The organism is Micromonospora pallida, from assembly GCF_900090325.1.
In the GTDB taxonomy this organism is placed as follows: domain Bacteria; phylum Actinomycetota; class Actinomycetes; order Mycobacteriales; family Micromonosporaceae; genus Micromonospora; species Micromonospora pallida.
On sequence record NZ_FMHW01000002.1, the window covers coordinates 5,248,625 to 5,272,729 of the forward strand.

The 24,105-nt window shown below is 70.0% G+C and carries 25 protein-coding genes, 1 tRNA gene and 2 pseudogenes; 15 read left to right on the forward strand and 13 right to left on the reverse strand.

Annotated elements, in window-relative coordinates; all coding sequences use genetic code 11:
• Positions 1-23: 23 nt before the first annotated feature.
• Complete coding sequence (locus GA0074692_RS21710; RefSeq protein WP_007455245.1) at positions 24-191, reverse strand: DUF3117 domain-containing protein; 168 nt, start codon at positions 189-191, stop codon at positions 24-26.
• Between the two features lie 190 nt (positions 192-381).
• Here GA0074692_RS21710 and GA0074692_RS21715 point away from each other — a divergent pair, with 190 nt between their 5' ends.
• Positions 382-1,200, forward strand: coding sequence for a PaaX family transcriptional regulator (locus GA0074692_RS21715; RefSeq protein ID WP_091646999.1), 819 nt, complete (start codon positions 382-384; stop codon positions 1,198-1,200).
• Between the two features lie 4 nt (positions 1,201-1,204).
• The gene (locus GA0074692_RS21720; protein ID WP_091647000.1) at positions 1,205-1,996 is read left to right on the forward strand and encodes an enoyl-CoA hydratase-related protein; all 792 of its coding nucleotides are present in this window, start codon (positions 1,205-1,207) and stop codon (positions 1,994-1,996) included.
• A 132-nt stretch (positions 1,997-2,128) separates the two neighbouring features.
• Here GA0074692_RS21720 and GA0074692_RS21725 read toward each other — a convergent pair whose 3' ends face one another.
• The 3 genes from GA0074692_RS21725 to GA0074692_RS21735 form a co-directional block, all read right to left on the reverse strand.
• Positions 2,129-2,881: an SDR family NAD(P)-dependent oxidoreductase gene (locus tag GA0074692_RS21725; RefSeq protein WP_091647001.1), complete on the reverse strand. Its 753-nt coding sequence runs from the start codon at positions 2,879-2,881 to the stop codon at positions 2,129-2,131.
• Between the two features lie 104 nt (positions 2,882-2,985).
• Positions 2,986-3,609: a hypothetical protein gene (locus tag GA0074692_RS21730; protein WP_091647002.1), complete on the reverse strand. Its 624-nt coding sequence runs from the start codon at positions 3,607-3,609 to the stop codon at positions 2,986-2,988.
• Between the two features lie 13 nt (positions 3,610-3,622).
• Entirely contained in the window at positions 3,623-4,204 is a 582-nt protein-coding gene (locus tag GA0074692_RS21735) for a DNA-3-methyladenine glycosylase I (RefSeq protein ID WP_091653905.1), read from the reverse strand.
• Between the two features lie 106 nt (positions 4,205-4,310).
• Here GA0074692_RS21735 and GA0074692_RS21740 point away from each other — a divergent pair, with 106 nt between their 5' ends.
• Complete coding sequence (locus GA0074692_RS21740; RefSeq protein ID WP_091647003.1) at positions 4,311-5,156, forward strand: sterol desaturase family protein; 846 nt, start codon at positions 4,311-4,313, stop codon at positions 5,154-5,156.
• Between the two features lie 79 nt (positions 5,157-5,235).
• Here GA0074692_RS21740 and GA0074692_RS21745 read toward each other — a convergent pair whose 3' ends face one another.
• Positions 5,236-5,733 (reverse strand): SRPBCC family protein, encoded by a 498-nt coding sequence (locus tag GA0074692_RS21745; RefSeq protein WP_091647004.1) that lies wholly within the window; start codon positions 5,731-5,733, stop codon positions 5,236-5,238.
• Positions 5,730-6,272, reverse strand: coding sequence for a DivIVA domain-containing protein (locus GA0074692_RS21750; RefSeq protein ID WP_091647005.1), 543 nt, complete (start codon positions 6,270-6,272; stop codon positions 5,730-5,732). The genes GA0074692_RS21745 and GA0074692_RS21750 overlap by 4 nt, the downstream gene beginning before the upstream one ends.
• 142 nt (positions 6,273-6,414) lie before the next feature.
• Here GA0074692_RS21750 and folP point away from each other — a divergent pair, with 142 nt between their 5' ends.
• Positions 6,415-7,284, forward strand: a complete 870-nt coding sequence (gene folP / locus GA0074692_RS21755; RefSeq protein ID WP_091647006.1) for a dihydropteroate synthase — start codon at positions 6,415-6,417, stop codon at positions 7,282-7,284.
• Positions 7,285-7,367: 83 nt separating this feature from the next.
• Here folP and ndhC read toward each other — a convergent pair whose 3' ends face one another.
• Positions 7,368-7,745 carry an NADH-quinone oxidoreductase subunit A gene (gene ndhC / locus GA0074692_RS21760; protein WP_091647007.1) on the reverse strand — a complete coding sequence of 126 codons (378 nt, stop codon included), beginning with the start codon at positions 7,743-7,745 and terminating at the stop codon, positions 7,368-7,370.
• A gap of 46 nt (positions 7,746-7,791) precedes the next feature.
• Here ndhC and GA0074692_RS21765 point away from each other — a divergent pair, with 46 nt between their 5' ends.
• The 3 genes from GA0074692_RS21765 to GA0074692_RS21775 all read left to right on the forward strand — a co-directional run bounded on the left by GA0074692_RS21765 (position 7,792) and on the right by GA0074692_RS21775 (position 12,389).
• The gene (locus GA0074692_RS21765; protein WP_245730408.1) at positions 7,792-9,219 is read left to right on the forward strand and encodes a hypothetical protein; all 1,428 of its coding nucleotides are present in this window, start codon (positions 7,792-7,794) and stop codon (positions 9,217-9,219) included.
• Positions 9,220-9,517: 298 nt separating this feature from the next.
• Positions 9,518-11,362, forward strand: a complete 1,845-nt coding sequence (locus GA0074692_RS21770) for a 2-oxoacid:acceptor oxidoreductase subunit alpha (protein WP_091647008.1) — start codon at positions 9,518-9,520, stop codon at positions 11,360-11,362.
• Positions 11,355-12,389 carry a 2-oxoacid:ferredoxin oxidoreductase subunit beta gene (locus GA0074692_RS21775; protein ID WP_091647009.1) on the forward strand — a complete coding sequence of 345 codons (1,035 nt, stop codon included), beginning with the start codon at positions 11,355-11,357 and terminating at the stop codon, positions 12,387-12,389. The genes GA0074692_RS21770 and GA0074692_RS21775 overlap by 8 nt, the downstream gene beginning before the upstream one ends.
• A 124-nt stretch (positions 12,390-12,513) precedes the next feature.
• On the opposite strand, the gene GA0074692_RS21780 is transcribed toward GA0074692_RS21775, so the two are convergent.
• Entirely contained in the window at positions 12,514-13,527 is a 1,014-nt protein-coding gene (locus tag GA0074692_RS21780; protein ID WP_091647010.1) for a potassium channel family protein, read from the reverse strand.
• A gap of 197 nt (positions 13,528-13,724) precedes the next feature.
• On the opposite strand from GA0074692_RS21780, the gene GA0074692_RS36130 reads away from it, so the two are divergent.
• The 3 genes from GA0074692_RS36130 (at position 13,725) to GA0074692_RS34895 (ending at position 15,697) form a co-directional block, all read left to right on the forward strand.
• Positions 13,725-14,339, forward strand: a complete 615-nt coding sequence (locus tag GA0074692_RS36130; protein ID WP_245730409.1) for a helix-turn-helix domain-containing protein — start codon at positions 13,725-13,727, stop codon at positions 14,337-14,339.
• 159 nt (positions 14,340-14,498) lie between these two features.
• Complete coding sequence (locus GA0074692_RS21790; RefSeq protein ID WP_091653909.1) at positions 14,499-15,077, forward strand: ClpP family protease; 579 nt, start codon at positions 14,499-14,501, stop codon at positions 15,075-15,077.
• A gap of 443 nt (positions 15,078-15,520) precedes the next feature.
• A complete protein-coding gene (locus tag GA0074692_RS34895; RefSeq protein ID WP_176738537.1) occupies positions 15,521-15,697 on the forward strand; it encodes a hypothetical protein in 177 nt (58 codons plus the stop codon).
• Positions 15,698-15,882: 185 nt separating this feature from the next.
• Here GA0074692_RS34895 and GA0074692_RS21795 read toward each other — a convergent pair whose 3' ends face one another.
• Positions 15,883-17,859 carry an N-acetylmuramoyl-L-alanine amidase gene (locus GA0074692_RS21795; RefSeq protein ID WP_091647011.1) on the reverse strand — a complete coding sequence of 659 codons (1,977 nt, stop codon included), beginning with the start codon at positions 17,857-17,859 and terminating at the stop codon, positions 15,883-15,885.
• A gap of 175 nt (positions 17,860-18,034) precedes the next feature.
• Here GA0074692_RS21795 and GA0074692_RS21800 point away from each other — a divergent pair, with 175 nt between their 5' ends.
• A complete protein-coding gene (locus GA0074692_RS21800) occupies positions 18,035-18,334 on the forward strand; it encodes a hypothetical protein (RefSeq protein WP_091647012.1) in 300 nt (99 codons plus the stop codon).
• A 70-nt stretch (positions 18,335-18,404) separates the two neighbouring features.
• Here GA0074692_RS21800 and GA0074692_RS21805 read toward each other — a convergent pair.
• Positions 18,405-18,614 (reverse strand): annotated as a pseudogene (locus GA0074692_RS21805) (hypothetical protein); the annotation flags it as partial.
• Positions 18,615-18,722: 108 nt separating this feature from the next.
• Between GA0074692_RS21805 and GA0074692_RS21810 the strand changes: the two are divergent.
• On the forward strand, positions 18,723-19,049 hold the full coding sequence (locus tag GA0074692_RS21810; protein WP_218106825.1) for a hypothetical protein: 327 nt from the start codon (positions 18,723-18,725) through the stop codon (positions 19,047-19,049).
• Positions 19,050-19,132: 83 nt separating this feature from the next.
• On the opposite strand, the gene GA0074692_RS21815 is transcribed toward GA0074692_RS21810, so the two are convergent.
• Positions 19,133-19,196: transfer RNA gene (locus GA0074692_RS21815), tRNA-Arg, on the reverse strand.
• Positions 19,197-19,368: 172 nt separating this feature from the next.
• Here GA0074692_RS21815 and GA0074692_RS34145 point away from each other — a divergent pair.
• Both GA0074692_RS34145 and GA0074692_RS21820 read left to right on the forward strand, forming a co-directional pair.
• Complete coding sequence (locus tag GA0074692_RS34145) at positions 19,369-19,695, forward strand: hypothetical protein (protein WP_141725366.1); 327 nt, start codon at positions 19,369-19,371, stop codon at positions 19,693-19,695.
• Positions 19,696-20,428: 733 nt separating this feature from the next.
• Complete coding sequence (locus tag GA0074692_RS21820) at positions 20,429-21,511, forward strand: Fic family protein (RefSeq protein ID WP_218106699.1); 1,083 nt, start codon at positions 20,429-20,431, stop codon at positions 21,509-21,511.
• Between the two features lie 348 nt (positions 21,512-21,859).
• Here the strand turns inward: GA0074692_RS21820 and GA0074692_RS34150 are convergent, their stop codons facing one another.
• Positions 21,860-22,438 (reverse strand): hypothetical protein, encoded by a 579-nt coding sequence (locus tag GA0074692_RS34150; protein WP_141725367.1) that lies wholly within the window; start codon positions 22,436-22,438, stop codon positions 21,860-21,862.
• Positions 22,439-23,081: 643 nt separating this feature from the next.
• On the opposite strand from GA0074692_RS34150, the gene GA0074692_RS21825 reads away from it, so the two are divergent.
• Entirely contained in the window at positions 23,082-23,648 is a 567-nt protein-coding gene (locus GA0074692_RS21825; protein ID WP_091653912.1) for an HD domain-containing protein, read from the forward strand.
• On the opposite strand, the pseudogene GA0074692_RS21830 reads toward GA0074692_RS21825, so the two are convergent.
• Positions 23,636-24,105, reverse strand: a pseudogene (locus GA0074692_RS21830) (NUDIX domain-containing protein). The gene GA0074692_RS21825 and the pseudogene GA0074692_RS21830 overlap by 13 nt on opposite strands.

Genomic DNA, 24,105 nt, shown 5'->3' on the forward strand with positions numbered 1-24,105 from the left:
ACGCCACCCGGGCCACTCCTCCATCAGCCGGCGGCTGCCTTCAACGCGTCACCGAGCGCGTTGGCCTCGTCGGGAGTCATCTCGACGACGAGCCGGCCACCACCCTCCAGCGGAACCCGCATGACGATGCCCCGGCCCTCCTTGGTGACCTCCAGCGGACCGTCGCCCGTCCGCGGCTTCATCGCCGCCATGTTGTCTCCCCTCAGACCTACACCAGGGTCGGTGGGTTGCCCCACAGCCACTACGCGTTAACCCACCACGCGCCGACGCGCGGTGCTGACCAACGATTTTCCCTGATGAACACCGCCGGACCCAAACCGAAGCAGCATTGATGTAACAGCGACTAGCATATCCCGAGCCGGGCTGTCACAATGTGCGGTCATGCAGGCACGGTCGGCACTCTTCGACCTGTACGGCGACCACCTCCGCCCCCGGGGCGGTCGGGCACCGGTTGCCGCCCTGGTCAAACTGCTCGCGCCCCTCGGTATCGCACCCCCGGCCGTGCGTACCGCGGTCTCCCGAATGGTGCGTCAGGGCTGGCTGGACCCGATCCGACTCGCCACCGGACCGGGTTACACGATCACCCCGAAAGCCGCCCGCCGGCTGGACGAGGCCGCCTCCCGGATCTACCGCACCGCCCGGTCCGGCTGGGACGGCCGGTTCGACCTGGTCGTGCTCGACGCACCAGCCGGCCGGCGGGAACGGCAGCGGCTCGCCACCACCCTACGCTTCCTGGGCTACGGCACCCTCGACGAGCAGACCTGGATCGCCACCCGGGCCGCCGAGGACGTCGAGGCCGTGCTGGTCGAGGCCGGGGTCCGGTTCGAGCGGTTCGCGGCCATCCACGCCGCCGGCACGCCGGGCGCGGTGGCCATGGTCCGGCGCGCCTGGGATCTCGCCGAGATCGGCCAGGCGTACGAGGACTTCGTCGCCGAACAGCGCCCGCTGGTGGGCACGATCAATGCCCGCAGCGGTGACGAGGAGGCGTACGCGGCGCGATTCCGGCTCGTGCACGCGTGGCGTACCTTCCTGTTCAAGGATCCGCAGTTGCCCCCGGCCCTGCTGCCCGAGCGCTGGCCCGGTACCAGCGCCGCCAGTTTCTTCGACCGGCACGCCGCCCGGCTCCGTCCGGCCGCCGACCGGTACGTGGAGCAGTGCCTCGACCTCGGCAACCGTGCCGTACGACAGAAGGGTCGTTAGAGACGTGACCGAGCCGCTCCTGGTCGACCGCACCGACGCGGTCGTCACCCTGACGCTGAACCGCCCCACGGCCATGAACGCGCTCGACGTCGCGCTCAAGGAGGCCCTCCGGGACGTCCTGACCGAGCTGGAGGTCGACCGGTCCTGCCGGGCGGTGGTGCTCGCCGGGGCGGGCGGCCAGTTCAGCGCCGGTCAGGACCTGCGCGAGCACGTGACGACCCTGGAGACGACCAAGGGCAACCCGCTGGCCACCGTCGGCGCCCACTACAACCCGATCGCCGCCCGCCTGGCGAACCTGCCCAAGCCGGTGGTGGCGGCGGTACGGGGCATGGCCGCCGGGGCCGGGGCGTCGCTCGCCTTCCTCGCCGACATCCGGATCGGCGGGCCGAAGACCAGCTTCCTGATGGCGTTCGCCAAGGTGGGGCTGGCCGCCGACACCGGCGCGTCCTGGACGCTGCCCCGGCTGGTCGGCCACGCCAAGGCGATCGAGCTGCTGATGCTGGCCGAGCCGGTACGCGCCGAGGAGGCCCGCCATCTCGGGCTGCTCAACCAGCTCGTGGACGACGACGAGCAGGTGCTGCCGACGGCACAGGAGTTGGCCGCCCGGCTGGCCGCCGGTCCGACCGTCGCGTACGGGGCGATCAAGCGCCAGCTCTCCATCGCCGACGCCGGCACCCTCGCCGACGCGCTGGCCGCCGAGGCGCAGGCGCAGACGATCTGCGGTGGCACCGTCGACCACCGCGCGTCCACCCTCGCCTTCGTACGCAAGGAGAAGCCGGTCTACGAGGGGCGCTGACCCTCCAGGGCGGTCCGTCGAGCCCGGCGCTCCGCCGGGTCGGGCGCTCCGGCGGTCGGGCGATTTTGCGGCAGGTCGGGCTCATTCCGACGCGGGACACCCCGACTTGCCGCAACCGGAGTGGATCACGGGTCAGCGGGCGACGTAACCGCCGTCGATCGGGACGGTGTGCCCGGTGATCCAGGCCGCGTCGTCGGAGGCGAGGAAGGCGACCACGGCGGCGACGTCCTCCGGGGTGGGGATGCCGGGCTTCGGGTTGAACGACTCCATCTCCTGGCGCATCTGCGCCGGATCCGGCGCGTTCTCGATGAAGTTCTCGACCAGCGGGGTCATGACCACGGTCGGGGCGATCGCGTTGATCCGGATGTTGCGGGCCGCGTACTCGACCGCCGCCGACCGGGTCAGCCCGACGATCCCGGCCTTGCTGAAGGTGTACGGCGAAATGTTCTCCTGGGCGGCCAGCGCGGTGGTCGACGAGGTGTTCACGATCGCCCCGCCCCCAGCGTGCAGCAACGCCTCGATGCCGTACTTGAGCACGTAGAAGACGCCGTCGCCGTTGATCCGCCGGACCCGTTCCCAGTTGTCCAGGTCCATCTCGTGCAGGGGCTGCTGCCGGCCGTCGATACCTGCGTTGTTGAAGATCACGTCGATCCGGCCGTACCGCTGGAGGGCCTCGGCGATGCCCTGCTCGACGGAGGCGGGGTCGCCGGTGTTGACCGTCACCGCCTGGGCGTCCGGCAGCTCCCCGGCCATCCGCGTGGCGCCCTCGGTGTTGATGTCGGCGATCGCCACGCGGGCCCCCTCGCTGGCGAACCGCCGCGCGGTGGCGGCGCCCAGCCCGGACGCGCCGCCGGTGACGAAGACGACCTTGTCCTGGAAGCGCATCGGCGCCCCTCTCCCGCGCCCACGCGGTCAGCCCGCTGGTCGCGTACCGGGAGAGCCGACGGTGCGCCGGCTCCTCGCCGGCCCGTTACCCGCGCGCCGGGACGCTAGTCGTCCTCCTCCGGGTCCTGGTTGGCCTCGGCACCCAGCACGTACGCCTGCATGGCCAGTTCGTCCCCGCTCGGCGAGACGTACGCGGGCAGCTCCCGGGGACCCAGCTCGCGCACGTACGACCAGAAGATCCGGACCGCCTCGGCCGGGCTCGCCGCCTCGATCGGCAGGTCCAGGCTGACCAGCCAGGTCCGTCGGGGTGGCGGTGGCCCGAGCCGGTCGGCCAGCGCCCGCCAGCGGTCGGCGGTGAGCGGGGTGAGCGAGTCGTGGAACACCAGCCCGTCGACCGGCAGCGGCTCGTCGAGGAGCCGCCGGGTGTACGCCACCACCAGCGGCGTCACGTCCTCGTCCGGATCGGGGTCGTCCGGGTCCCGCTCGACGCCCACCCCGGACTCGACCCGGCCGAGCGCCACCAGGTACGCCGGTTCACCGTCGACGACCACCGCGACCGGGTCGCCGGGGGACGGCCGTCGGTCGGTCTCCAGCCCGGTCAGCTCGAGCGTGTCGTGCTGGACGAGCCGCTCGGCCTCGTACCGGTCGGCGGAGATCAGCACCGCCCAGGCGCGGTCGGCGCCGGGGACGGTCAGTCGCCCCGGGTCGGCGAGGTCGATTTCGGTCATACCCGCCATCCCATCACGCCGCCGGGGCGAGGACGACGTGACAGCCGGTCAGGTGGTCGTCGACCATGCCGGTGGCCTGCATCAGCGCGTACGCGGTGGTCGGCCCGACGAAGCGGAAGCCGCGCTTCTTGAGCGCCCGGGCAAGCGCGGTCGACTCGGGCGTCACCGCCGGCACGTCGGCCAGCCGACCCAGCCGGGACACCCGGGCGGGTGGGGCGAAGGACCAGAGCAGCGCGGAGAGCCCCTCGGGCAGGTCGAGCGCGGCCCGCGCGTTGGCGATCGCCGCCTCGATCTTGGCCCGGTTGCGGACGATGCCCGCGTCGGCGAGCAGACGGGTCACATCGGCCTCGCCGTAGCCGGCGACGGCGGCGATCCGGAAGTCGTCGAAGGCATGTCGGAACGCGGCGCGCTTGCGCAGGATGGTCAGCCAGGAGAGGCCGGACTGGAACGCCTCCAGCGTGATCCGCTCGAAGAGGGCGTCGTCACCGCGCAGCGGCCGCCCCCACTCCCCGTCGTGGTAGGCCGCGTAGTCCGGGGCGCCCGCTCCCCAGCCGCAGCGGGCCAGGCCGTCCGCGCCGGTCACCAGGTCGTTCACGGCGTCCACCGTAGGTCACCTGCCCCTGGGCCATTGCCTCGGCCCGCCGGCCTGCCTATCGTTCTTGTTACCGGCTGGTAAATCCGACGGTGAGGGGCGCGGCCCGATGAAGGAGTTCCCGGACGTCATTGCCTGGTCGATTCCGGCCTTCCTGCTGCTGATCGTGCTGGAACGGGTCTCCTACCTGCTGCATCGCGACGACGGCGAAGTCGGCTACTCGGCGGCGGACACCGCCACCAGCCTGGCCATGGGGCTGGGCAGTGTCGGGGCGGACCTGCTCTGGAAGATCCCGATCGCCGCCGCGTACGCGCTGCTGTACGCGCTCACCCCGCTACGGGTGGTCGAGGTCTGGTGGACCTGGCCGCTCATCCTGGTCGCGCAGGACTTCTTCTACTACTGGTCGCACCGGGGCCACCACGTGGTCCGGATCCTCTGGGCCACGCACGTGGTGCACCACTCCTCGGAACGGTTCAACCTCTCCACCGCGCTACGCCAGCCCTGGACGAGCGTGGCGGGTTGGCTCTTCTACGTGCCGCTGGTCCTCGCCGGGGTGCATCCCGCGGTGGTGGCCTTCTGCGGTTCGGTCAACCTGCTCTACCAGTTCTGGATCCACACCGAGCGGATCGACCGGATGCCCCGGTGGTTCGAGGCGGTCTTCAACACTCCGTCCCACCACCGGGTGCACCACGCCTCCCAGGGCGGCTACCTGGATCGCAACTTCGGCGGCATCCTGATCGTCTGGGACCGGCTCTTCGGCACCTTCGCCCCGGAGCGGGAACGCTGCGTCTACGGCCTGACCACGAACATCGCCACCCACAACCCGCTGCGGGTCGCGTTCCACGAGTACGTCGCGATCGCCCGGGACGTCCGGGCCGCGATGTCCTGGCGGCACCGTGCCGGCCACCTACTCCGCTCTCCCGGCTGGCACCCCGACCCGGGCGACGGTTCCTGACCGGCCGGCAGTTCCGACCGGGCCCGCCGTTCTCGACCGCAGCCCGCCGGCCGGGGACACCCCGACCCGGGCGTCCCGGTCAGGGCAGGCGGCCCTGCTCGACGAGCCGGCCGAACTTCTTCAGGGCCCGGGTCAGGCTGATCTTCGAGCCGGGCCAGAGCACCGGCCAGGCGACCCGGCCAGCTGCCCCACCGGGCAGGTGGAACCACTCGTGCCACACCACCTGGGTCCGGTTTCCCTCCATCGGGGTGCAGCGCAGCACACCGGGGCCGCGCAGCAGCCGCCCGCAGTGGACCACCCCCACCTCGTACGGCGCGTCGACCCGGACCACCCGCATCTTGTCGCGGAGCGCCGCCGGCCCGATCGCGGTGACCGCCTCGATCAGGCTCCCCTCGCCGCCGTCCCCCTCGACGACCCGGACCCGGGTGAACGGAATCCAGTCCGACTGTCGTTCCCAGGCGGTGAAGGCGGCGAACACCCGCTCGGCGGGCGCGTCGATGATCACTGTCGCGGTGACCTCACCGGCTCCGGGCTGGGCCGCCTGACGGAGTTCCCCGCTGCCTTCCGCCGCGGTCACGCCGGCTCCGACCGCACGACCGCGTCGGGCTGGCCCGGCCGCTGGTCCGCCTCGGCGCTGCCCGTACCACCGGTCCCGGCCGGGGCACCGGCACCCGTACCGTCGGCGATGTCGGCCTCGGCCGCTGGTTCTCCCTCGATGTTCGCGGAGGCTCTTGGGTCGGCGGCGGCCGGTGCGACGGTGACGGCGGCCAGCCGGGTGTCCCGCAGCTGGTCGGCCTCGGCGGTACGTCCCTTCCGCAAGGCGTCGACCTCCGCTTCCAGCACCCCGATCAGTTCGGACTTGTACCCGATGTCGTAGGCCGCCCGGCGCAGCGCCTGGTCGACCTGGTCCATCCGGTACCCCCGCAGCCCGGTGTCGAAACGAACCGCGCCGATGTCCGACTCGGCGAGCGGACGGCCGCCGGGCAGTGGCACCGCCCGACCGTCCGGTTCCGCCGGGACCAGACCCGGATCGCGGCCGGTGACCAGGACCGTCACGCCGAACACCACCGCCGCGGCGGTCAACGCCACGACCAGCAGGAGCAGAAGCTGACCCATGCACAGATCGTGGCATGACGATCGCCGTCGAGCGACCCCGGACCACATCGTGCCGCCGCCTCGCGCCGGTCAGTGGACCGGGGCGCGGGGCGACCGACTAGCGTCGGGACGGTCGGTGACGGGCGGGACTCGGGAGGCGGACATGGCCGGCACGCTGCGACTCGGTGCGCGTACGTTCGCCCCGGGCGAGTTGGTGGTGATGGCGATCGTCAACCGCACCCCGGACTCGTTCTTCGACCGGGGGGCCACCTACGCCGCCGACAGCGCGCTGCGGGCCGTCGAGCGGGCGGTAACCGAGGGCGCCAAGATCATCGACATCGGCGGGGTGAAGGCCGGACCCGGCGACGAGGTGGACGTCGCCGAGGAGATTCGCCGTACGGTCGACACCATCGCCGCCGTCCGGGCCGCCTTCCCCGAGGTGGTCATCTCGATCGACACCTGGCGGGCCGAGGTGGCGGTGGAGGCGGTGGCCGCCGGGGCGGACCTGCTCAACGACACCTGGTCCGGCGCGGACCCGGCGCTGGCCCGGGTCGCCGCCGAGACCGGCGCGGGACTGGTCTGCTCGCACGCGGGTGGGCTGGCGCCGCGTACCCGGCCGCACCGGGCCGCCTTCGACGACGTGGTGGCGGACGTGCTGACCACGGTGACCGGGCTCGCCGACCGCGCGGTCGCGCTCGGGGTACGCCCCGACGGCATCCTCATCGACCCGGCGCACGACTTCGGCAAGAACACCCGACACTCGCTGGAGATCACCCGTCGGCTCGGCGAACTGGCCGGTACCGGGTGGCCGCTGCTGGTGGCCCTGTCGAACAAGGACTTCATCGGGGAGACCCTCGACCTGCCGGTGACCGAGCGGCTGGAGGGGACCCTCGCCGCCACCGCCGTGTCGGCCTGGCTGGGCGCGCGGGTGTTCCGGGCGCACCAGGTCCGGCAGACCCGCCGGGTGCTGGACATGGTGGCCTCGATCCGGGGCGACCGCCCACCCGTCCTGACCCGGCGCGGCCTGGCCTGATCGAATCCGCTCCGACTCCGCTTCGGCAGTGCGCCGTCCTGCGCTGCCCCGGCCAGCCGGCCCGGTCGACTTCAGCGCGGGGCTCAGGTCCAGCGCAGGATGTTCCGCCGCCAGGCGTAGAGGACACCGAGCGCGAGCACGGCCACGAAGATGCCCATCTCGGCCACAGTGACAAGCCCGAACCCGGGTCGGTCGAAGACCACCGCCCAGGGGAAGAGGAAGACCGCCTCGACGGCGAACAGGACGTACAGGTACGCGTAGACGTAGTACCTGATCTGCATCTGCGCCCAGTCGCCGCCCACCGGGTCGAGGCCGCACTCATAGCTGGCGCGCTTGCCCGGCGGATCAGCCGGACGGGCAGGACGTAACACCCGGTTGGCCGTGAACGCCATCACGAAGAAGAGGACGCTCGCGCCCAGCAACAGCCCGAGTGTCGCGTACGAGCCGAGGTAGCCGTCCATGGTCCGAGAGCCTACCGGCCGCCCACCCGTTGTGACCGGAGGAGAGTTGACGCCCATCGACCCGCCACGCCCTGGTGGACGTTTCCGCGACCGTTGGGTCGTACCCCTGCTGTCGGTCTCGCTGGCCATAGCCGTGGCGGCGTTGCTCCCTGGGCTGGCCGCGGCGGCAGTGTCCCCCGGGCTGGCCGCCGCCGCGCCGATGGCGGCCGGGCAGGCGTACGGGCCGGTCACCGAGCCGGCGGAGAACGGCGACCCGGAGGCGTCGACGGACCCGCCCGACCCGACCGAGCCGGCGCCCAGCACCCCACCGCCGACCGGGGAACCGCCGGGCGAGACACCACCACCGACCACCGGCGCCCCCGATCCACTCCCCACGGCGACCACGGCGGGCCCGCTGCCCACCGTCACCCGGACCTCGACGCCACGGCCGCCGCTGCCGACCCACGCTCCGCCGTCGACGTCCGCCCCGGGCCAGCCGGCGCCCGCCCGGCTCGGCGTCCGGGTCACCACCGGGGACGTCCGCCTGACTGCCAGGTACTGGAACGCGGCGCACACCACGGCCACCCTCCGGGTCACCGTGACCAACACCGGCGGGGTGACCGGGCGGCTCAGCCTGGCGTACACCCTGCCGACGGGGGTCACCGACGCCGGTACGCCGGGGTGCGCGCCGGCCGGCGACCGCGGCTACCGGTGCGGCGCGTGGACGGTTGCACCAGGCGCCCGGTTCAGCAGCCTGGTCCGGGTTCGGGTCAGCGGGGACGCCTGGCGGCGGATCCCCCTCGGCGGCACCGTGACGGTCACCGGAACCGCCCCGGGTCAGACCGCTCCGGTACGCGACGACGAGGGCTTCGCGGTCCTCTTCCCGCCCGGCCCGCCGGTGCCCGGTATCGATCTGGCGGCCGACGAGGTGGCCTTCGACGTCGGCGGTGGGCCGAGCACGCTGGAGGTCCGGCTCGGCAACACGGGCCGGGCCGACGCCGCCGGCATGGTCGAGGTGGTCCTGCCCGACGGGGTGAGCGTGTCCGACCCGCCGGACGGCTGCACGACCCTGCCCACCGGGCGTACCCGGTGCGCGGCGGGAACGGTGCCGGCGGGCCGGACGGCTGTGCTGCGGCTGCCGGTCGCCGCGACGCCCGGGGCGCAGCGGCTGGCCCCGCTCTCCGGTGGCGTGGTCGGCCAGCTCGACCCGCGCAACGGCCCGAACCGGCGGGTGCAGATGAGCTTCCGGATCACCGCCGCCGCCTCGGTCGCCGGGGTGGACCAGTCGACCGGCTCAGCGGACGTGCTCACCGGTTCGACCAGAAGCTCGGGCCCGGATGGCGGATGGAGTTCGGCGCAGCGGACCGCGATCATCCTCATCGGCGCCTCCGGTTTCCTGGTGGTGCTGGCGCTGACCCTGGCGACCACGTCGCTGCGGCGCCGGCTGGCTGGGCCATCGGCCGGATCAGCGAGCACCGGCGGTGAGACTAAGTGATGTCGGTCGATATACTGCCGGCAGCCCCGATCGGTGATTTCGATTACGGCTGTAGCCCCAAAACGCCACAAAACCGTACAGTTTATGGGGTGCGGCGGTCCCATTCGGCGGACCTGCGGCCCGACGGCGCCCCCTGCCCGACGTAGGCTCCTAGATGTTGATGCGGAGCGGGTCCGGTCGGTCACCCGAAGGGCCCGCCACAGCAGTGCGTCCAAGGAGGTCAGGTGACCGGGCAAGGCGAGGTCAGCATCAGGTTCGGCCGCCCCGGCGACCGGGCCACGCGAAGCGAGGTGCAGGCGTGACCAAGCAACTCCGTCAGCTCGACCGAGTGGTCATCCGGTTCGCCGGTGACTCCGGCGACGGCATGCAACTCACCGGCGACCGGTTCACCTCGGAGACGGCGCAGCTCGGCAACGACATCTCCACGTTGCCGAACTTCCCCGCCGAGATCCGGGCCCCCGCAGGCACCCTGCCCGGGGTGTCCAGCTTCCAGGTGCACTTCGCCGACTACGACATCCTCACCCCGGGCGACGCGCCGAACGTCCTGGTCGCGATGAACCCCGCCGCGCTCAAGGCCAACCTGCACGACCTGCCGCGAGGCGCGGACATCATCGTCAACACCGACGAGTTCACCAAGCGCAACCTGGCCAAGGTCGGCTACCAGGCCAACCCGCTGGACGACGACACGCTCGCCGGCTGGGTGGTGCACCCGGTGGCGCTGACCTCGATGACGGTCGGCGCGCTCGCCGAGCACGCCGTCTCGAAGAAGGACGCCGAGCGGGCCAAGAACATGTTCGCCCTCGGCCTGCTCTCCTGGATGTACTCCCGGCCGTACGAGTCCACGCTGCGGTTCCTGGAGCGCAAGTTCGCCAAGCGTCCCGAACTGGTCGCCGCGAACATCGCCGCCTTCAAGGCCGGCTGGAACTTCGGCGAGACCACCGACTCCTTCTCGGTGCGGTACGAGGTCAAGCCGGCCAAGATGCAGCCGGGCACCTACCGCAACATCACCGGCAACGCGGCGCTGTCGCTGGGGCTGGTCGCCGCCGGGGTCCGCTCCGGGCTGCCGGTCTTCCTCGGGGCGTACCCGATCACCCCGGCCTCGGACATCCTGCACGAGCTGAGCAAGCACAAGCGCTTCGGCGTGACCACCATGCAGGCCGAGGACGAGATCGCGGCGGTGGGCGCGGCGCTCGGCGCGTCGTACGGCGGGGCGCTCGGCATCACCACCACCAGCGGCCCGGGGGTGGCGCTGAAGAGCGAGACGATCTCCCTGGCGGTGGCGCTGGAGCTTCCCCTGGTCATCGTCGACGTGCAGCGGGCCGGCCCGTCCACCGGCATGCCCACCAAGACCGAACAGGCCGACCTGAACATGGCCCTGTACGGCCGGCACGGCGAGGCCCCGGTCGCGGTGATCGCCCCGAAGTCACCGTCGGACTGCTTCCACGCGGCCATCGAGGCGGCCCGGATCGCGCTGACCTACCGCACCCCGGTCCTGCTGCTCTCCGACAACTACGTCGCCAACGGGTCCGAGCCGTGGCTGCTGCCGGACGTGGAGACCCTGCCCGACCTGCGGGTCGAGTTCGCCACCGAGCCCAACGGCGAGGACGGCAGCTTCCTGCCGTACCTGCGTGACCCGGAGACGCTGGCCCGGCCGTGGGCCATCCCGGGCACCCCGGGGCTGGAGCACCGCATCGGCGGTCTGGAGAAGGCCGACAAGACCGGCGACATCTCCTACGACCCGACCAACCACGACTTCATGGTCCGTACCCGGGCCGCCCGGATCGAGACCATCCCGGTGCCGGACGTCGAGGTGGAGGACCCGGACGGCGACGCCCGGGTGCTGGTCCTCGGCTGGGGCTCGACGTACGGGCCGATCGGCGCGGCCTGCCGGGGGCTGCGGCAGCGTGGGCTCTCCATCGCCCAGGCGCACCTGCGGCACCTGGCCCCGATGCCGGCCAACCTCGGCACGGTGCTGCGCTCCTACGACCGCGTGGTCATCCCCGAGATGAACCTCGGCCAGCTCGCCCAGGTGATCCGGGGCCGCTACCTGGTCGACGCGATCGCGTACAACCAGGTCCGGGGCCTGCCGTTCACCGCTGCGGAGCTGGAGACGATGCTGGAAGAGGTCCTGAAGAATGTCTGAGCCCGTCGCCCTGAAGCTCACCGCCAAGGACTTCAAGTCCGACCAGGAGGTGCGCTGGTGCCCCGGCTGCGGTGACTACGCGATCCTCGCCGCGGTGCAGCAGTTCATGCCCGAGCTGAAGATCCCGCGCGAGAACATCGTCTTCGTCTCCGGCATCGGCTGTTCCTCGCGCTTCCCGTACTACATGAACACCTACGGGATGCACTCGATCCACGGCCGGGCCCCGGCGATCGCCACCGGGCTGTCGGTGAGCCGACCGGACCTGTCGGTCTGGGTGGTCACCGGCGACGGCGACGCCCTCTCCATCGGCGGCAACCACCTCATCCACGCGCTGCGCCGCAACGTCAACCTCAAGATCCTGCTCTTCAACAACAAGATCTACGGGCTGACCAAGGGGCAGTACTCGCCCACCTCCGAGGTCGGCAAGGTCACCAAGTCGACCCCGACCGGCTCGGCGGACGCGCCGTTCAACCCGGTCTCGCTGGCCCTCGGCGCGGAGGCGTCCTTCGTCGGCCGCACCATCGACTCCGACCGCAAGCACCTCCAGTCGGTGCTGCGCGCCGCCGCCGAGCACCAGGGCTCGGCGCTCGTGGAGATCTACCAGAACTGCAACATCTTCAACGACGGCGCGTTCGACCAGCTCAAGGAGCCGGGCACCCGCGACGACTTCCTGATCCGGCTGGAGCACGGGCAGCCGATCACCTTCGGCGCGGAGGGCCGGTTCTGCGTGGTGCACCCGCCGGGCGGCTTCGGCCTCGAGGTACGGGAGACCGCCTCCACCCCGGCCGAGCAGATCGTCGTGCACGACGCGACGGTCGCCGACCCGGCGTACGCCTTCGCGCTGAGCCGGCTGCCCGGCGCCGACCTGAGCAACACCCCGATCGGGGTGTTCCGGTCGGTCGACCGCCCCACCTACGACAGCGTGGTGCAGAGCCAGGTCGCCGAGGCAAAGGCCGCGGTGACCGAGACGCCGGAGCAGCAGCTCGCCGGCCTGCTGAGCAGCGGCGACACCTGGACCATCCTCTAGGCCAGGACGACACGCGAGGCAGGGGCGGTCCCGGACAGGGCCGCCCCTGTGCCGTACCGGTCAGGGAGTCGCCTACCGGTCGTGGGCTCCTATCGGTCAGCGGGCCGCCCTTTCGTCGTACCGGTCAGGGGGTGGTTGCCGCCTGCGGCCGGTCGTCCCGGACGTACACCAGCATGTCGCCGGTCTCGACCACGGCCCCGGCCTGGTCGGAAAGGGTGACCACCTTGCCCCGGCGGACCAGGGCGATGACCAGCGTGTCCAGCTCCCGGGGTGAGCGGCCGACCTCGGCCCGTTCCGCCGACCGCATCGCCAGCGCCATGCCCTGACCGGGGGTGAGCAGGTCCTCGACCACGTCGATCAACGGCGGCGCGGAGGTGGAGAGGCCGAGCAGCCGACCGGCGGTGGCGGAGGAGACGATCACGTGGTGCGCGCCGCTCTGCTTGAGCAGCGGCGCGTTCTCCGCCTCCCGGACGGCCGCGATGATCCGGACCTGCCCGGCGGTGAGCTGCCGGACGGTCAACGCCACCAGCACGGACGCGTCGTCGCTGTCGGTCGCGATGATCACCGCCTTGGCGGTACGGACGTGCGCCTCGTTGAGCACCGCCGACCGGGTGGCCGAGCCCTCGACGGTGACCAGCCCGGCCGAGGTGGCCTGCCGGATCGCCGCGCCGCTGCGCTCCACGACGACGATCCGGGACTTGTCCATCCCGTTCTCCAACAGGGCGGAGATCGCGCTGCGCCCCTTGGTGCCGTAGCCGCAGATGATGACGTGATCCTTCACGGTTCTCCCCCACCGGCTCAGCCGACGGCCGGTCCGGTACTGCTCGGTCAGCACTTCCAGGGTGGTGCCGACCAGGATGATCAGGAAGAGCACCCGGGCCGGCGTGACGAAGAGGACGTTGATCAGTCGGGCCGATTGAGAGGCCGGCGTGATGTCGCCGTACCCGGTGGTGGAGAGGGAGACCACCGCGTAGTAGAAGCAGTCGAGGAGGGTCAGGCCGTCCTCGTTGACGTCGCGGTAGCCCGCACGGTCCAGGTACACCACGCCAACCACGGTGCAGACCAGAGCGAGCGCGGCGGCCAGCCGCAGGCTCAACGCGCTGAGCGGCCCCCGCCGCTGCGCCGGAAAATGGATCACCAGCGGTCCCCCGCCTCCGCTGCCACCTGCACGTGCACAACATAGCCGGTACGCCACAGGTCGGCCGGCCAGGTGACGACGTAACCCCTGGGACCCGTTGCCCCGCTCCGGACGCCGGCCCGGCGCGGGTCACCGGAACCAGCGGAAACCGGCACAATGGGCAGAGTCGGAACCGCCACACCGCCGAGGAGGCCGGGATGTCGTTGCTACGGCGAGTGATCGGCGGGGTCCTGCGCCGACTCCGCACCCGCCAGGGCCGCACCCTGCGTGAGGTCGCCGGGGCGGCCGGCGTCTCGGTGCCCTACCTCTCCGAGATCGAGCGAGGGCGCAAGGAAGCCTCGTCGGAGGTGCTCGCGGCGATCTGCCGCGCCCTCGGGATCCGCCTCTCCGACCTGCTCGAGGAGGCCCGCGACGAGCTGCGCCGGGTCGAGCCCCGCACCCCGGTCGCACCGCCCCGGGTGCCGACGAGCCGGGTGCCGACGAGCCGGCGGGTCCTGCCGGCCAGCCTCCGTCCCACCCCGGCCGCGTCCCGCCCCGCCCCGGTCACCCGCCCCGTGCCGGGTGGACCCACCTCTCCGACGAACCGGGCACCGATCGCCCGCGCGACGGTCGGTCGTCGCGCAGGCGTGGCCGGCCGGCAGGTCGGCGTTGGCCGCCGTCGCGTGGGTGCTGGCGGCCGGCACCTGGTCGTCGGCGGCCGGCACGCGAGTGTGGGCGGCGCCGGCTCCTCCGTAGGGGTCGTCCGGATCGGGCAGGGCGCTCTCGGCGACCACCGCGTCCTGCTCGCCGTCGGTCCCGCACCGCGCTGCTGACCGGGCTTCTGCCCTCAGCAGATATGCGGCTGGCAGAAACGCTCGGCTGACGAGCCGTGTCGCCCGCACGCTTGACGGGCCGGTCCACCGGGTGGCGGGCCGCCATCCGCCGGCAGGCGCGCAGGGAGGTCCACGGTGACGATCGGGCACACGGTACGCATGCTGGAGGTCAACCAGCCGCCCTTCGGTGACCAGGTCTTCGAGCGGTTGCTGCGGGAGCGCATCGTCTTCCTCGGCACCGAGGTGACCGAAGCGTCGGCCAACCAGGTGTGCGCACAGATCCTGTTGCTCGCCGCCGAGGACGCCGAGCGGGACATCTTCCTCTACATCAACTCGCCGGGCGGCTCGGTCAGCGCCGGCCTGGCCATCTACGACACCATGCGTTACGTCAAGAACGACGTGGCCACCCTGGCGCTCGGCTTCGCCGCCTCCATGGGACAGTTCCTGCTCTGCGCCGGCACGGCCGGCAAGCGGTACGCCCTCCCCCACTCGCGGATCATGATGCACCAGCCCTCCGGGGGCATCGGCGGGACCGCCGCCGACATCCGCATCCAGGCCGAGAACATGCGGTACGTCAAGCGCACCGTCCAGGAGCTGATCGCCGAGCACAGCGGCCACCCGGTGGCCGACATCGAGCGCGACTCGGACCGGGACCGCTGGTTCACCGCCGAGCAGGCGCGGAATTACGGGCTGATCGACCAGGTGCTGGCCCACGCCGCGCAGCTTCCCGCGAACTGACCGTCCCGGCAGATCTTCCCGCCCGGCCGGCACGGGGCAGCCGGGCGGGAACCCGTGCCCGGCGGGGACGGGGATGGGCGTGCCGCGTTTCCGGCAACCGTCGTCACCCGCCGTCCCCGGCCGGGCACGTCGTGCTGCGGTCTCCACGCCCGCGCCCGGGTCACCCGGTCCGGTCACGCTCACGCATCGTTTTGGTAGAGATTACGTTCCGCTGCGCTGCTTCATGAGGAGTCCACGCAACGCAAGGATTCGAGCCAAAATTTTCTCAGTGCGTTGCATCGGACTGTCAGCTACCTGACAGTGAAAAATCGACCCTTGTGATAGCCGCCCGGCAGGAGGATGCTCTAACGGTCGAACGGCACAGCGCCGCCCAAAAAGAGGCGGCGCCCGGCTGGCACCGGACGCCGCATTCGACTCGACCGCACGCAACGGAAGGAGTCAAGTTGACTGTAGCCCCTCCCGGGCCAGACTTCGAGACGACGGAACCCGACGAGGAGGAGGTCGCCTCCGAGCAGGAGGAGCGGCACCGCCTCATCCTGGCGTACATCAAGGCGCTCAGCCCCATCATCGCCGCGCTTGTCGCCAGCATCGGGACGTTGGTGGGGGTCCTGGTCCGCTGACCAGCGCGCCCCGCGCCCCGGTCCGACGGGTCGCGGGGCGCCTCGGTGCCTCCCGCCCGGCCCTCGCTTCCTCCCGCGTCCCGTTGCCTGCTGGCCCCGGGCGGGCACCGCGCCCGGCCGACGGTCGGACCCACCCCGTCCGGCGGGTTCCCGGCACCGACCGGGAACCCGCCGGACCACCGGACCTACCGGGGCGCCCCCACGGCCGAGGGCAGGAGCTGCACGTCGTCGCGGTTCACGAACATCACCCGGTGACCGAACTGGATCTGCACGTACTCCATCTCGCCCCGGACCACCGTCCAGTCGCCGGGCGAGGAGCCGTCGAAGGTGGTGGCCCGGTAGTACTCACCGGGCAGCACGTTGCCGACGGCGTACCGCTGGCCGGCCGAGAGCGTGTACTGGAGCGGCGAGATCGTCTGGTACGGCACACCCGCCGGGTACGCCGCCGCCTCCGGGTACGCCCGCCCGTACACCGGGATGGTCGCCTTGCCGGGCTTGGGGGTGGCGACCAGGCCGACGGTCCACTTCCCGGTCGGCGCGTCGGCCGGGTTGTGGAACCACGCCTTCTGGCCGAGATACCAGATCGCCGTCCAGTCACCCTGCCGGTCCGCGATCGCGTACGTCTGACCGGTCGACGCCCGGGCGCCGTGGTCGGAGATGTGCATCGTGTTCGGGGTGCCGTTCGGACGCAGCGCGATGTCGTTGACCAGCGGCGCGGTGTGGCTCGGCGCGCTACGCAGGATCACCGCCGACGAACCACGCGACGGGCAGGGCACCCCGGCGGTGACACAGCCCGTGAAGGCCGGCCGGTTCGTGGCGAAGTCCGGGTCGATGCGGACCAGACCGGTCGACGGGGTCCCGGTGTCGATCTCCGGCGCCTTCATCAGGTCGAAGTAGTGGTCCCAGTCCCAGTACGGTCCCGGGTCCCAGTGCATGCCGCGCACGTTCGCCGCGACCGTGCCGGGCACGTTGTCGTGGCCGATGATGTGGTGCCGGTCCAGCGGAATGCCGAGCCGCGTCGCGAGATACCGCACCAGCTTCGCGGAGGTCCGGTACATCGCCTCGGTGTACCAGGTGCCCTGGGCGGCGAAGCCCTCGTGCTCCAGGCCGATCGCCTTGGCGTTGACGTACCAGTTTCCGGCGTGCCAGGCGACGTCCTTGGCCTTGACATGCTGGGCGATGTGCCCGTCGACCGAGCGCAGCGTGTAGTTCCAGCTCACGTACGTCGGGTCCTGGACCAGCCGCAGGGTGGTCGCGTAACTGCCCTCGGTGTCGTGGATGACGATGTACTCGATCTTCTGCCGGCCGGGCCGGTCGGAGAGGTCGTGGTTGCCGTAGTCCCCGTTGCCGAGATCCCGGTAGGGCGCCGGAATCCACTCGCAGGAGATGTCCTCCGGGCACTCCAGGCCGTCCGGGCGGGCCAGCTTCCGCAGGCCGAGCCGGTCCAGCCAGGACGTGACCGGGACCAGGTCGGCGTGCGGGGCGAGCGCGATCTGCTGGCCGTCGTCGGTGGTCCGGCTCGCGCCCTCACGGATCGTGCGGTACACCTCGTTGGCGAAGGCCGCCGCCGCGTCCGCGCTGTCCGCGCCGGAGTAACGGGCCACCGCGCCGTACCAGGCCGCCGGATCGCTCGCGCTCCCGGTCGGTCCGGCCAGATCTCGCTGGTACGACGAGAGCAGCGCCGCCCCGCCCCGGATGTTGGCGACCGGGTCGTCCCGTAGCGCCTCCTCGCTGACGCCGGTGAGCCCGGCGGCGGTGTCGAGGGTCTGCAGGGACGCGGCGGGTGGCGCGTCCGGCGCCGAGTCGACGTCGCGCGCCGGTCGCGAGTCGTCCCCGCGCGGATCCTCGTCCCCGTCGTGGTGGTGTCCACCGGGCAGGGACAGCACGTACTCGGCGTCGGTCAGGTGCATCGGACCATAGCCGCCGCTGGTGCTGGGCGTGCCGGCGTTGGTGTCCCACCGGGACTGTAGGTAGGAGACGCCGAGCAGCACGCTTTCCGGTACGCCGTACTCCGCCGCCACGGCGGCGTACTGCTGCTGCCGGGTGGCGGACGTGTCGGCGGCGGCCGGGGCGGTGGTGGTGAGCGGAACGATCGTCGTGGCACCGGCCACGACGGCCGCGAGCAGGATGCGTCTGCTCGTCGGAGACGTCAGGATGGGCATCGAACCTCCAGGTCGGATTGGTGGCTCCGTGGCCCACCCTGCTCCGGCAGCCAGTCCTGGTCAATACCCTCCGAGATACAGCCTCCCAACGAAGGAAAGCTTCAACGGAGTGGCCAGGCCCCCAGCAGGGGCCCCGGTCCAGGCAGGAGCAGGCAGCGACTGCGAGCATTCGCGTATGCCCCGGTCCGCCCGCCAGCATCTGACCAAGGCCCTCCACCTGCTCGACCGCGGCGACGCCGAGGGCGGGGAAACCCTGCTACGCGACACCGTCGCCTCGGCTGCCGGTGAGGCGGACAGCGTGACGACCGTAGTCGCCCTCTGCTGCCTCGGTGAGCTGCTGGTCGAGCAGGGTCGACGGGAGGAGGCCGTCGGCACGCTGCGGTCGTGTCTCGCCGTACCGGTTCCGGAAGATGTCGCGGAGGTGTGCGCCGTCGAACGGGCAACGGCGCAACAGCTCCTCGCCCACATCACCTGACCGCCGACCATTCACTCTGCTTCCCCGCTGTCCGCCGACTTCGTGCCGGCCGGATGCGGGCCGCACGTGCCTACGGCCGGAAACGCCGCCAGATCGAGCTGGCTTTCAGCCCGGCGTGGGCGACGCCGACGTAGACCGCCATGGGGCCGAGCACGGCGATCACACCTCCCAGGCACGCCAACAATGCGCCGACGACGGGTACATCGGTTGCTACTGCGACGAGAGCCACGTAGATCGCGGCCACCACGGCGGCGACAGCAAGGGCAACCAGCAACTCGGGACTGCCCCCCGATTCGGTTGACTCCTGATCCGTCTGGAGACATTGGGCGGCCGGGTGCGCAGTGCCTACGTTCTCGTATGCCGATAGTGTTCTCGCTACTCTCGCTCGGTGGCCGACGACTTCACCATCAACCTGACCCGCGATCAGGCGCTGGTGCTCTCCGACTGGCTCTACAACGTGATCGGCACAGAGCGGTTCGATGCCATCGCCAACGAGGACGTCGCTGTCTGGTCGGCACTGCACCGCATCAGCGGCGCTCTTGAGACGTCGCTCGTGGAAATCTTCATGCCCGACTACGCCGCACGCCTGGAAGCCGCCCGTGCGCGTCTCCGCGCTGGCCTCGGGGACTACTTCGTACAGAAGTGCCAGCCGAAGCGAGACGCCGAGCAACACAACGGTGGCGACCAGGACGGCTGCGAAGAGCCCGGAGCTTGACCAACCCAGCGAGCACGACCTGGGAAAACGCCTGCAATACCAGTCCGCGAGTGGGTAGCGAGCACCTTTGTTGATCATGAAGGTGCCCCCGGCAGGATTCGAACCTGCGACACACGGTTTAGGAAACCGTATAGCGCCTGCTAAGGCACCTGTTGTCTCATCAGGGAATACGCGCGACGGCGCCTCAGCGGAGCGCTTGATCGTTCCGCGCATATTCCGGATCTTGCCGTGCCGCCGCAGCTCCTATACGCCACCCTGGTGGACGTCCCTACGCCCACTGCAGCCTGCCATGTCACACCGTCGCCCTAGCCTGCCGGTCGTGAGTAACATCAAAATTGAGTGCCCCGCCTACTTTGAGCCGACCAAGGAGGAGATCTCCTGGCTGGGCTCGCTACCCGACGCCGCTCATGAGGTGCAGACCCGGCTGTACTGCGAACTTGAACTTGGGCACTCTGGGCGGCACTGCAGTCTCGGTCAATCCCAGGATGTCGGTACAGAGCAAACGTGCTGGTGGGTCTGGTGGTCGGACGGCACCGGCAGGGCCATCGAGGAGTGCGACCCTTGCCCTGCTGCTGGCTCTGATGGTCTTGAGGAGGATCTGCTGTGCCTACTGCCGGTAGGCCATGTGGGCAAACACCGCTTCTAGCAGAGCGCGACATCTCGCTTACAAGGTCGGCGCCTCGCGTCCGCACGCGCGTCCGGCAACGGCTGCACGCTCGGAGCTTCATCCACGCCACCGCTCCTCAGCGTGCCTCCGTCTGGCGGCGCTGCTGCCGAGAGCCTTTCCGCCAGGGACCCGGGCCGACCCTGGAAGAGGATGCGGTCTCAAGCTGCCAGTCGGTGGCGGCCGCGTCGGCGAGCACGTGCCGGCCCTCGTCCGTTGATGTTCGGAATCGCCCCCGTCAACGCTCGCACTGCTTGCCGCCTCACTGCCTGGCGTCTCGCTTACAAGCTCTGTCACCACGTCTGCTACGTCCCGGAAAGCTACCCGCTCGGACCATCGTCTGCGCCAGCGCTCGTCAGCCTGCCGGCCGCCGGCGCAGCTGCTGTCACCTGATAGCGGCCTGCGGCGGTAGGTGCCCGCCCTCATCCCTTGCCTGCCAGAGCTGGTCCTGATCCAGGTCCCGCAGCACGAGGTCGGCGGGGACTGTACCGCAGTGCTGATGATGCAGGTCCTCGCGACAGTGCGCCTACCAAGCGGGGCAGCCCCCTAGCATGCCGTGATGCTCCCACGACACGGCGCCCGCGCGACCCAGCACAGCCTATAGTTCCACCGGTGTAATTTATAGGATCAAGCCTGATCCTATAAATCTGGCCCGGAGATTGTAAGGTTCGTTGAGGCCGTCGCCGCCGCTGCTGCGGCCTGCTCGGAGGCAAGCATGGACATCGACGCGTTCAGGAAGTCACCGATGGGTGAACTTCGGCCCATCTCTGGACATGACGCCTACCTAGGACAAGACTATAGGCACTTCGCATTCGTGCCACACCCGCTGCCGCCCAGCATCCCGCTGTCCGAGCGCACCTACAGCCGGGTGGCCGAAGCAAGCATGGCGGTCGGACGCTTGGACTTCGCCGTCCAGCGCCTACCAAACCCCTCCTTGCTCGCACGCCCAGCTCTCCGGCGCGAGGCTCAAAGCACCTCGGCACTCGAAGGAACTTACGCCCCACTCGACGAAGTTCTTGAGGCTGACTACCTCGACGAAGCCCAACAAAGCGCCGAACTGCGAGAAGTCATGAACTACGTCAGAGCAGCGGAGAAAGGATTGAGGCTTATCAATGATAGGCCGATTTGCCTCAGTCTAATAGCCGAACTTCAGCACATTCTTGTACGCGGAACGCGAGGCGACGGATACGATGCAGGACGGCTGCGCGAGCGACATGTTTACATCGGCGAGAGGCATCTCGGGATCGAACAGTCACGTTTCGTGCCACCGCCTCCAGGCGAGGATCTTATAAATGGCGTCAGCGAGTGGGAAAAGTGGATCAACGCCGAAGACCACATTCCCATACTAGTTAAAGCCGCCGTCGGCCACTACCAGTTCGAGACACTACATCCATTTAGCGACGGCAACGGCCGCATGGGCAGGCTCGTAGTCACACTGCAACTCGTGGAAGCAAAGTCCCTGAGCTACCCCGTGCTAAACCTTTCGCCTTGGCTTAAAGAGCGCGAAGATCAATATAAAGACGAAATGCTCAGGGTAAGCATCACGGGCGACTACAATGCTTGGGTTTCTTTCTTCTGCGAAGGAGTCATCGCCCAGGCAAACAATGCAGTTAAGAAAATTGAGGACCTACTAGCGGTACGCGCAGAGATGATAGACATGCTGCGCCAGAAGAAGGTGCGCGGCGTTGCCCTCGATATCGTAGATTCATTAATCGGATATCCCTATATCACCGTTTCGCAAGCAGCCGAGCTTCATAAGGTGACATATCCCCCGCCAACAATGCCATCGCCAAACTAGTCGAGATGGGAATATTGCAGGAGGTGACGGGCGAGCGCTATGGGAGAATGTTCGTCGCCCCACGACTGAGAGCGATCTTCACGTCTAGATAGCGGTACATCATCACCGTTGGTCGACGTTCCACGGCCTGGGCGACAGTCTGAACCCGATCCCAACTGAAGGGCGCCCCAGCCCCTCGATTGTAGGCTCTGCACGCCCTGTCCGAGGGCGTCCACGCACGTCACTGACGTCGGCGGGCTTGATTCTCAGCCCTCCGACTCTGACCTCCACGTCCGGCCCTGTTGCTGTCACCGTTGCTGCCGGCAGCACAGGGCCACGTTCGGTAGACCCCACTCGGAAGGGTACAAGCTAGGATCTGATGTGACTCGGCACTTGATCAGACAACCCCATTCGATAAGGCAGTTCATCCATAGCTTCCATAAGAACGTCCGCTAGTTTCTCAAGCCAGGACGAGTACAAGCAATCCCCCTTGCATTTGGAGGCAATCTGCTTAGCAGTACCCCCGGTCGGCAAATACCCGAACACTCTGTCGACGGCGGACTGCGCGTCCCTGGTCAGATATCCGCCATACGTTGTCAAAACGTGATTCAATTCCTGCCGCCAACTCTTTGCGTGAGCCACCGAACCGCGACAGAAAGCGTCCCCTCTACACATCAGCCCATCCCCATGTTCCGGCTGATCGTGAATCTGATACAGTTCTTCCACTTTCATATTGACGCTTTCAAGGCCAGCGGTCACTTGCATTACGGCCCATTGCTTCATCGCGAGTAGTGCACTAATCGACTGCTGCTCGATCATTGCGTTAACCTGAAGCTGGGCAGCCTGCAACGACGCCTTCACTTGGGTTCTAACGCCAATGGTTGTGAAGACACCACCAATAACAGCGCCGATCAAACCACTTGCTACGCCAGACCAGAATTCGGACACGCTGGCATTGTGGCACCGGCTCACCACCGCTCCGCCATCCCGTCTGCCGTCGACCCGCACTTCTGTGGAGCGGGCCTCCGCCCGGCCCGCCACGTCAAGACGGCCTTGACGGCTCGTACGGACGCTGGCGGGTCGGGCGGTGGTCTGCTCGGCTCGCCCGGGTCGACGGCTGGCGGGATGGCTCCCCCACCGCAACCACCCACGGACCGCGAGCCGCCGACGGAGCCCCGGCCATCCTGGAGCCGGAGCGCCCCCGCCGGAGGCGCAGTAACCGCAACCCCGCCACCACCCGGCAGCCGCCGACGGACCCGGCGTGCGCTCCCCCACGCCGCGCGGGTGTCGGCCGCGCGGTCCGGCCGGCTGCCGGCCTACCACCCCACCGGACACGGCCTGTCGTCATGCGGCGGCCCATCGGGCTACCCGCTGTCCGCGCCAGCCGCCGGGCGTGTTGCGTGGCCGGAGTCGGAGCGCCAGCGGAGCGACGGGCGCGCGCCCTGGCGGCGGCGCGTGCGGCCCGTTCAGGGCCGCCTTGAAGACGTACAGAAAGTTTGAACAACATCGCCGGCAGCCGGCCGCCACCTCGGCCCGATCGCCCGGCGGACACGGGATGGCGCGAGTCGTGCGCGCTCCGTACGCTGACCGCATGGCCGGCCTCGTCGATACCGCGCGGGAGATCGCGCGACGCAAGCTAGAGACCTCGCTGCCTCGTCGGTGGAGTCACGTCCGAGCGGTCGCCGCGAAAGCGCAGACGGTCAGCAAGGCGGTTCCGGCTGAAGACCGTGATGTCCTCGTGGCGTCCGCATGGCTGCATGACGTCGGTTACAGTCCCGGCCTCGTTGATACGGGGTTTCACTCGCTCGATGGTGGTCGGTGGCTGAGGCGGGAGCACTTCGACGAGAGGATTGCCGCCCTGGTGGCGCATCACTCGTGCGCCTGGCTGGAGGCTGAAGAGCGCGGGCTCGGTGACGTCCTGGCGGCGGAGTTCCCCCGGGAAGAGTCGGCCGTGGCTGACGCGCTTTGTTGCTCGGACATGACCACCGGGCCGGACGGGCAGGACTTCGAGGTACTGGAACGCCTGGCGGAGATTCGGTCGCGGTACGGGCCGGATCACCTGGTGACCCGGTTCATCATTCGGGCGGAACCGGAGATGGTCGCGGCGGTGCGGCGGACTGAGGGCCGTCTCGCCGGCCGGGTCCGTCAACCGATGTAGGGCTTCTTGCGGTCGTCGTAGCCGTGGGTGATGCGGAGCAGGGTCGACGGGTGCACGTTGAGGTTCGCCAGCTCGTCGCGGGTCACCCACCGGACCTCGGTTGACTCGTCGCTTGGCGTCGGCTCGCCGCTGATCGGTACGGCACGGAAGCAGAGCGAGAACTGTTGCCGTATCTCGCCGTCGGAGTACTCGACGACGTGTCGGGGTCGGAGTAGACCCCGACCAGGCCGACCACCTCCACGCCGACCCCGGTCTCTTCGAGGGTTTCCCTGACCGCTGTCTGCGCGACGGACTCCCCGATCTCCTGCCCGCCACCCGGTAGCGACCACAGCCCGTTGTCGGTGCGCTGGATGAGCAGCACCCGCCCCTGCGCGTCACGCACGAAGACGGACACGGCTACGACGATGCTGTTGGCCTTCGGCGCGTTCGGGTCGTGGTAGTGCTCGATCCTCGCCAT

Coding starts and splice junctions, on each gene's coding strand:
- GA0074692_RS21710 (WP_007455245.1), bottom strand. CDS start 191: ATGGCGGCGATGAAGCCGCGGACGGGCGACGGTCCGCTGGAGGTCACC.
- GA0074692_RS21715 (WP_091646999.1), top strand. CDS start 382: ATGCAGGCACGGTCGGCACTCTTCGACCTGTACGGCGACCACCTCCGC.
- GA0074692_RS21725 (WP_091647001.1), bottom strand. CDS start 2,881: ATGCGCTTCCAGGACAAGGTCGTCTTCGTCACCGGCGGCGCGTCCGGG.
- GA0074692_RS21730 (WP_091647002.1), bottom strand. CDS start 3,609: ATGACCGAAATCGACCTCGCCGACCCGGGGCGACTGACCGTCCCCGGC.
- GA0074692_RS21740 (WP_091647003.1), top strand. CDS start 4,311: ATGAAGGAGTTCCCGGACGTCATTGCCTGGTCGATTCCGGCCTTCCTG.
- GA0074692_RS21750 (WP_091647005.1), bottom strand. CDS start 6,272: ATGGGTCAGCTTCTGCTCCTGCTGGTCGTGGCGTTGACCGCCGCGGCG.
- folP (WP_091647006.1), top strand. CDS start 6,415: ATGGCCGGCACGCTGCGACTCGGTGCGCGTACGTTCGCCCCGGGCGAG.
- ndhC (WP_091647007.1), bottom strand. CDS start 7,745: ATGGACGGCTACCTCGGCTCGTACGCGACACTCGGGCTGTTGCTGGGC.
- GA0074692_RS21775 (WP_091647009.1), top strand. CDS start 11,355: ATGTCTGAGCCCGTCGCCCTGAAGCTCACCGCCAAGGACTTCAAGTCC.
- GA0074692_RS36130 (WP_245730409.1), top strand. CDS start 13,725: ATGTCGTTGCTACGGCGAGTGATCGGCGGGGTCCTGCGCCGACTCCGC.
- GA0074692_RS21790 (WP_091653909.1), top strand. CDS start 14,499: ATGCTGGAGGTCAACCAGCCGCCCTTCGGTGACCAGGTCTTCGAGCGG.
- GA0074692_RS21795 (WP_091647011.1), bottom strand. CDS start 17,859: ATGCCCATCCTGACGTCTCCGACGAGCAGACGCATCCTGCTCGCGGCC.
- GA0074692_RS21800 (WP_091647012.1), top strand. CDS start 18,035: ATGCCCCGGTCCGCCCGCCAGCATCTGACCAAGGCCCTCCACCTGCTC.
- GA0074692_RS21820 (WP_218106699.1), top strand. CDS start 20,429: ATGGACATCGACGCGTTCAGGAAGTCACCGATGGGTGAACTTCGGCCC.
- GA0074692_RS21825 (WP_091653912.1), top strand. CDS start 23,082: ATGGCCGGCCTCGTCGATACCGCGCGGGAGATCGCGCGACGCAAGCTA.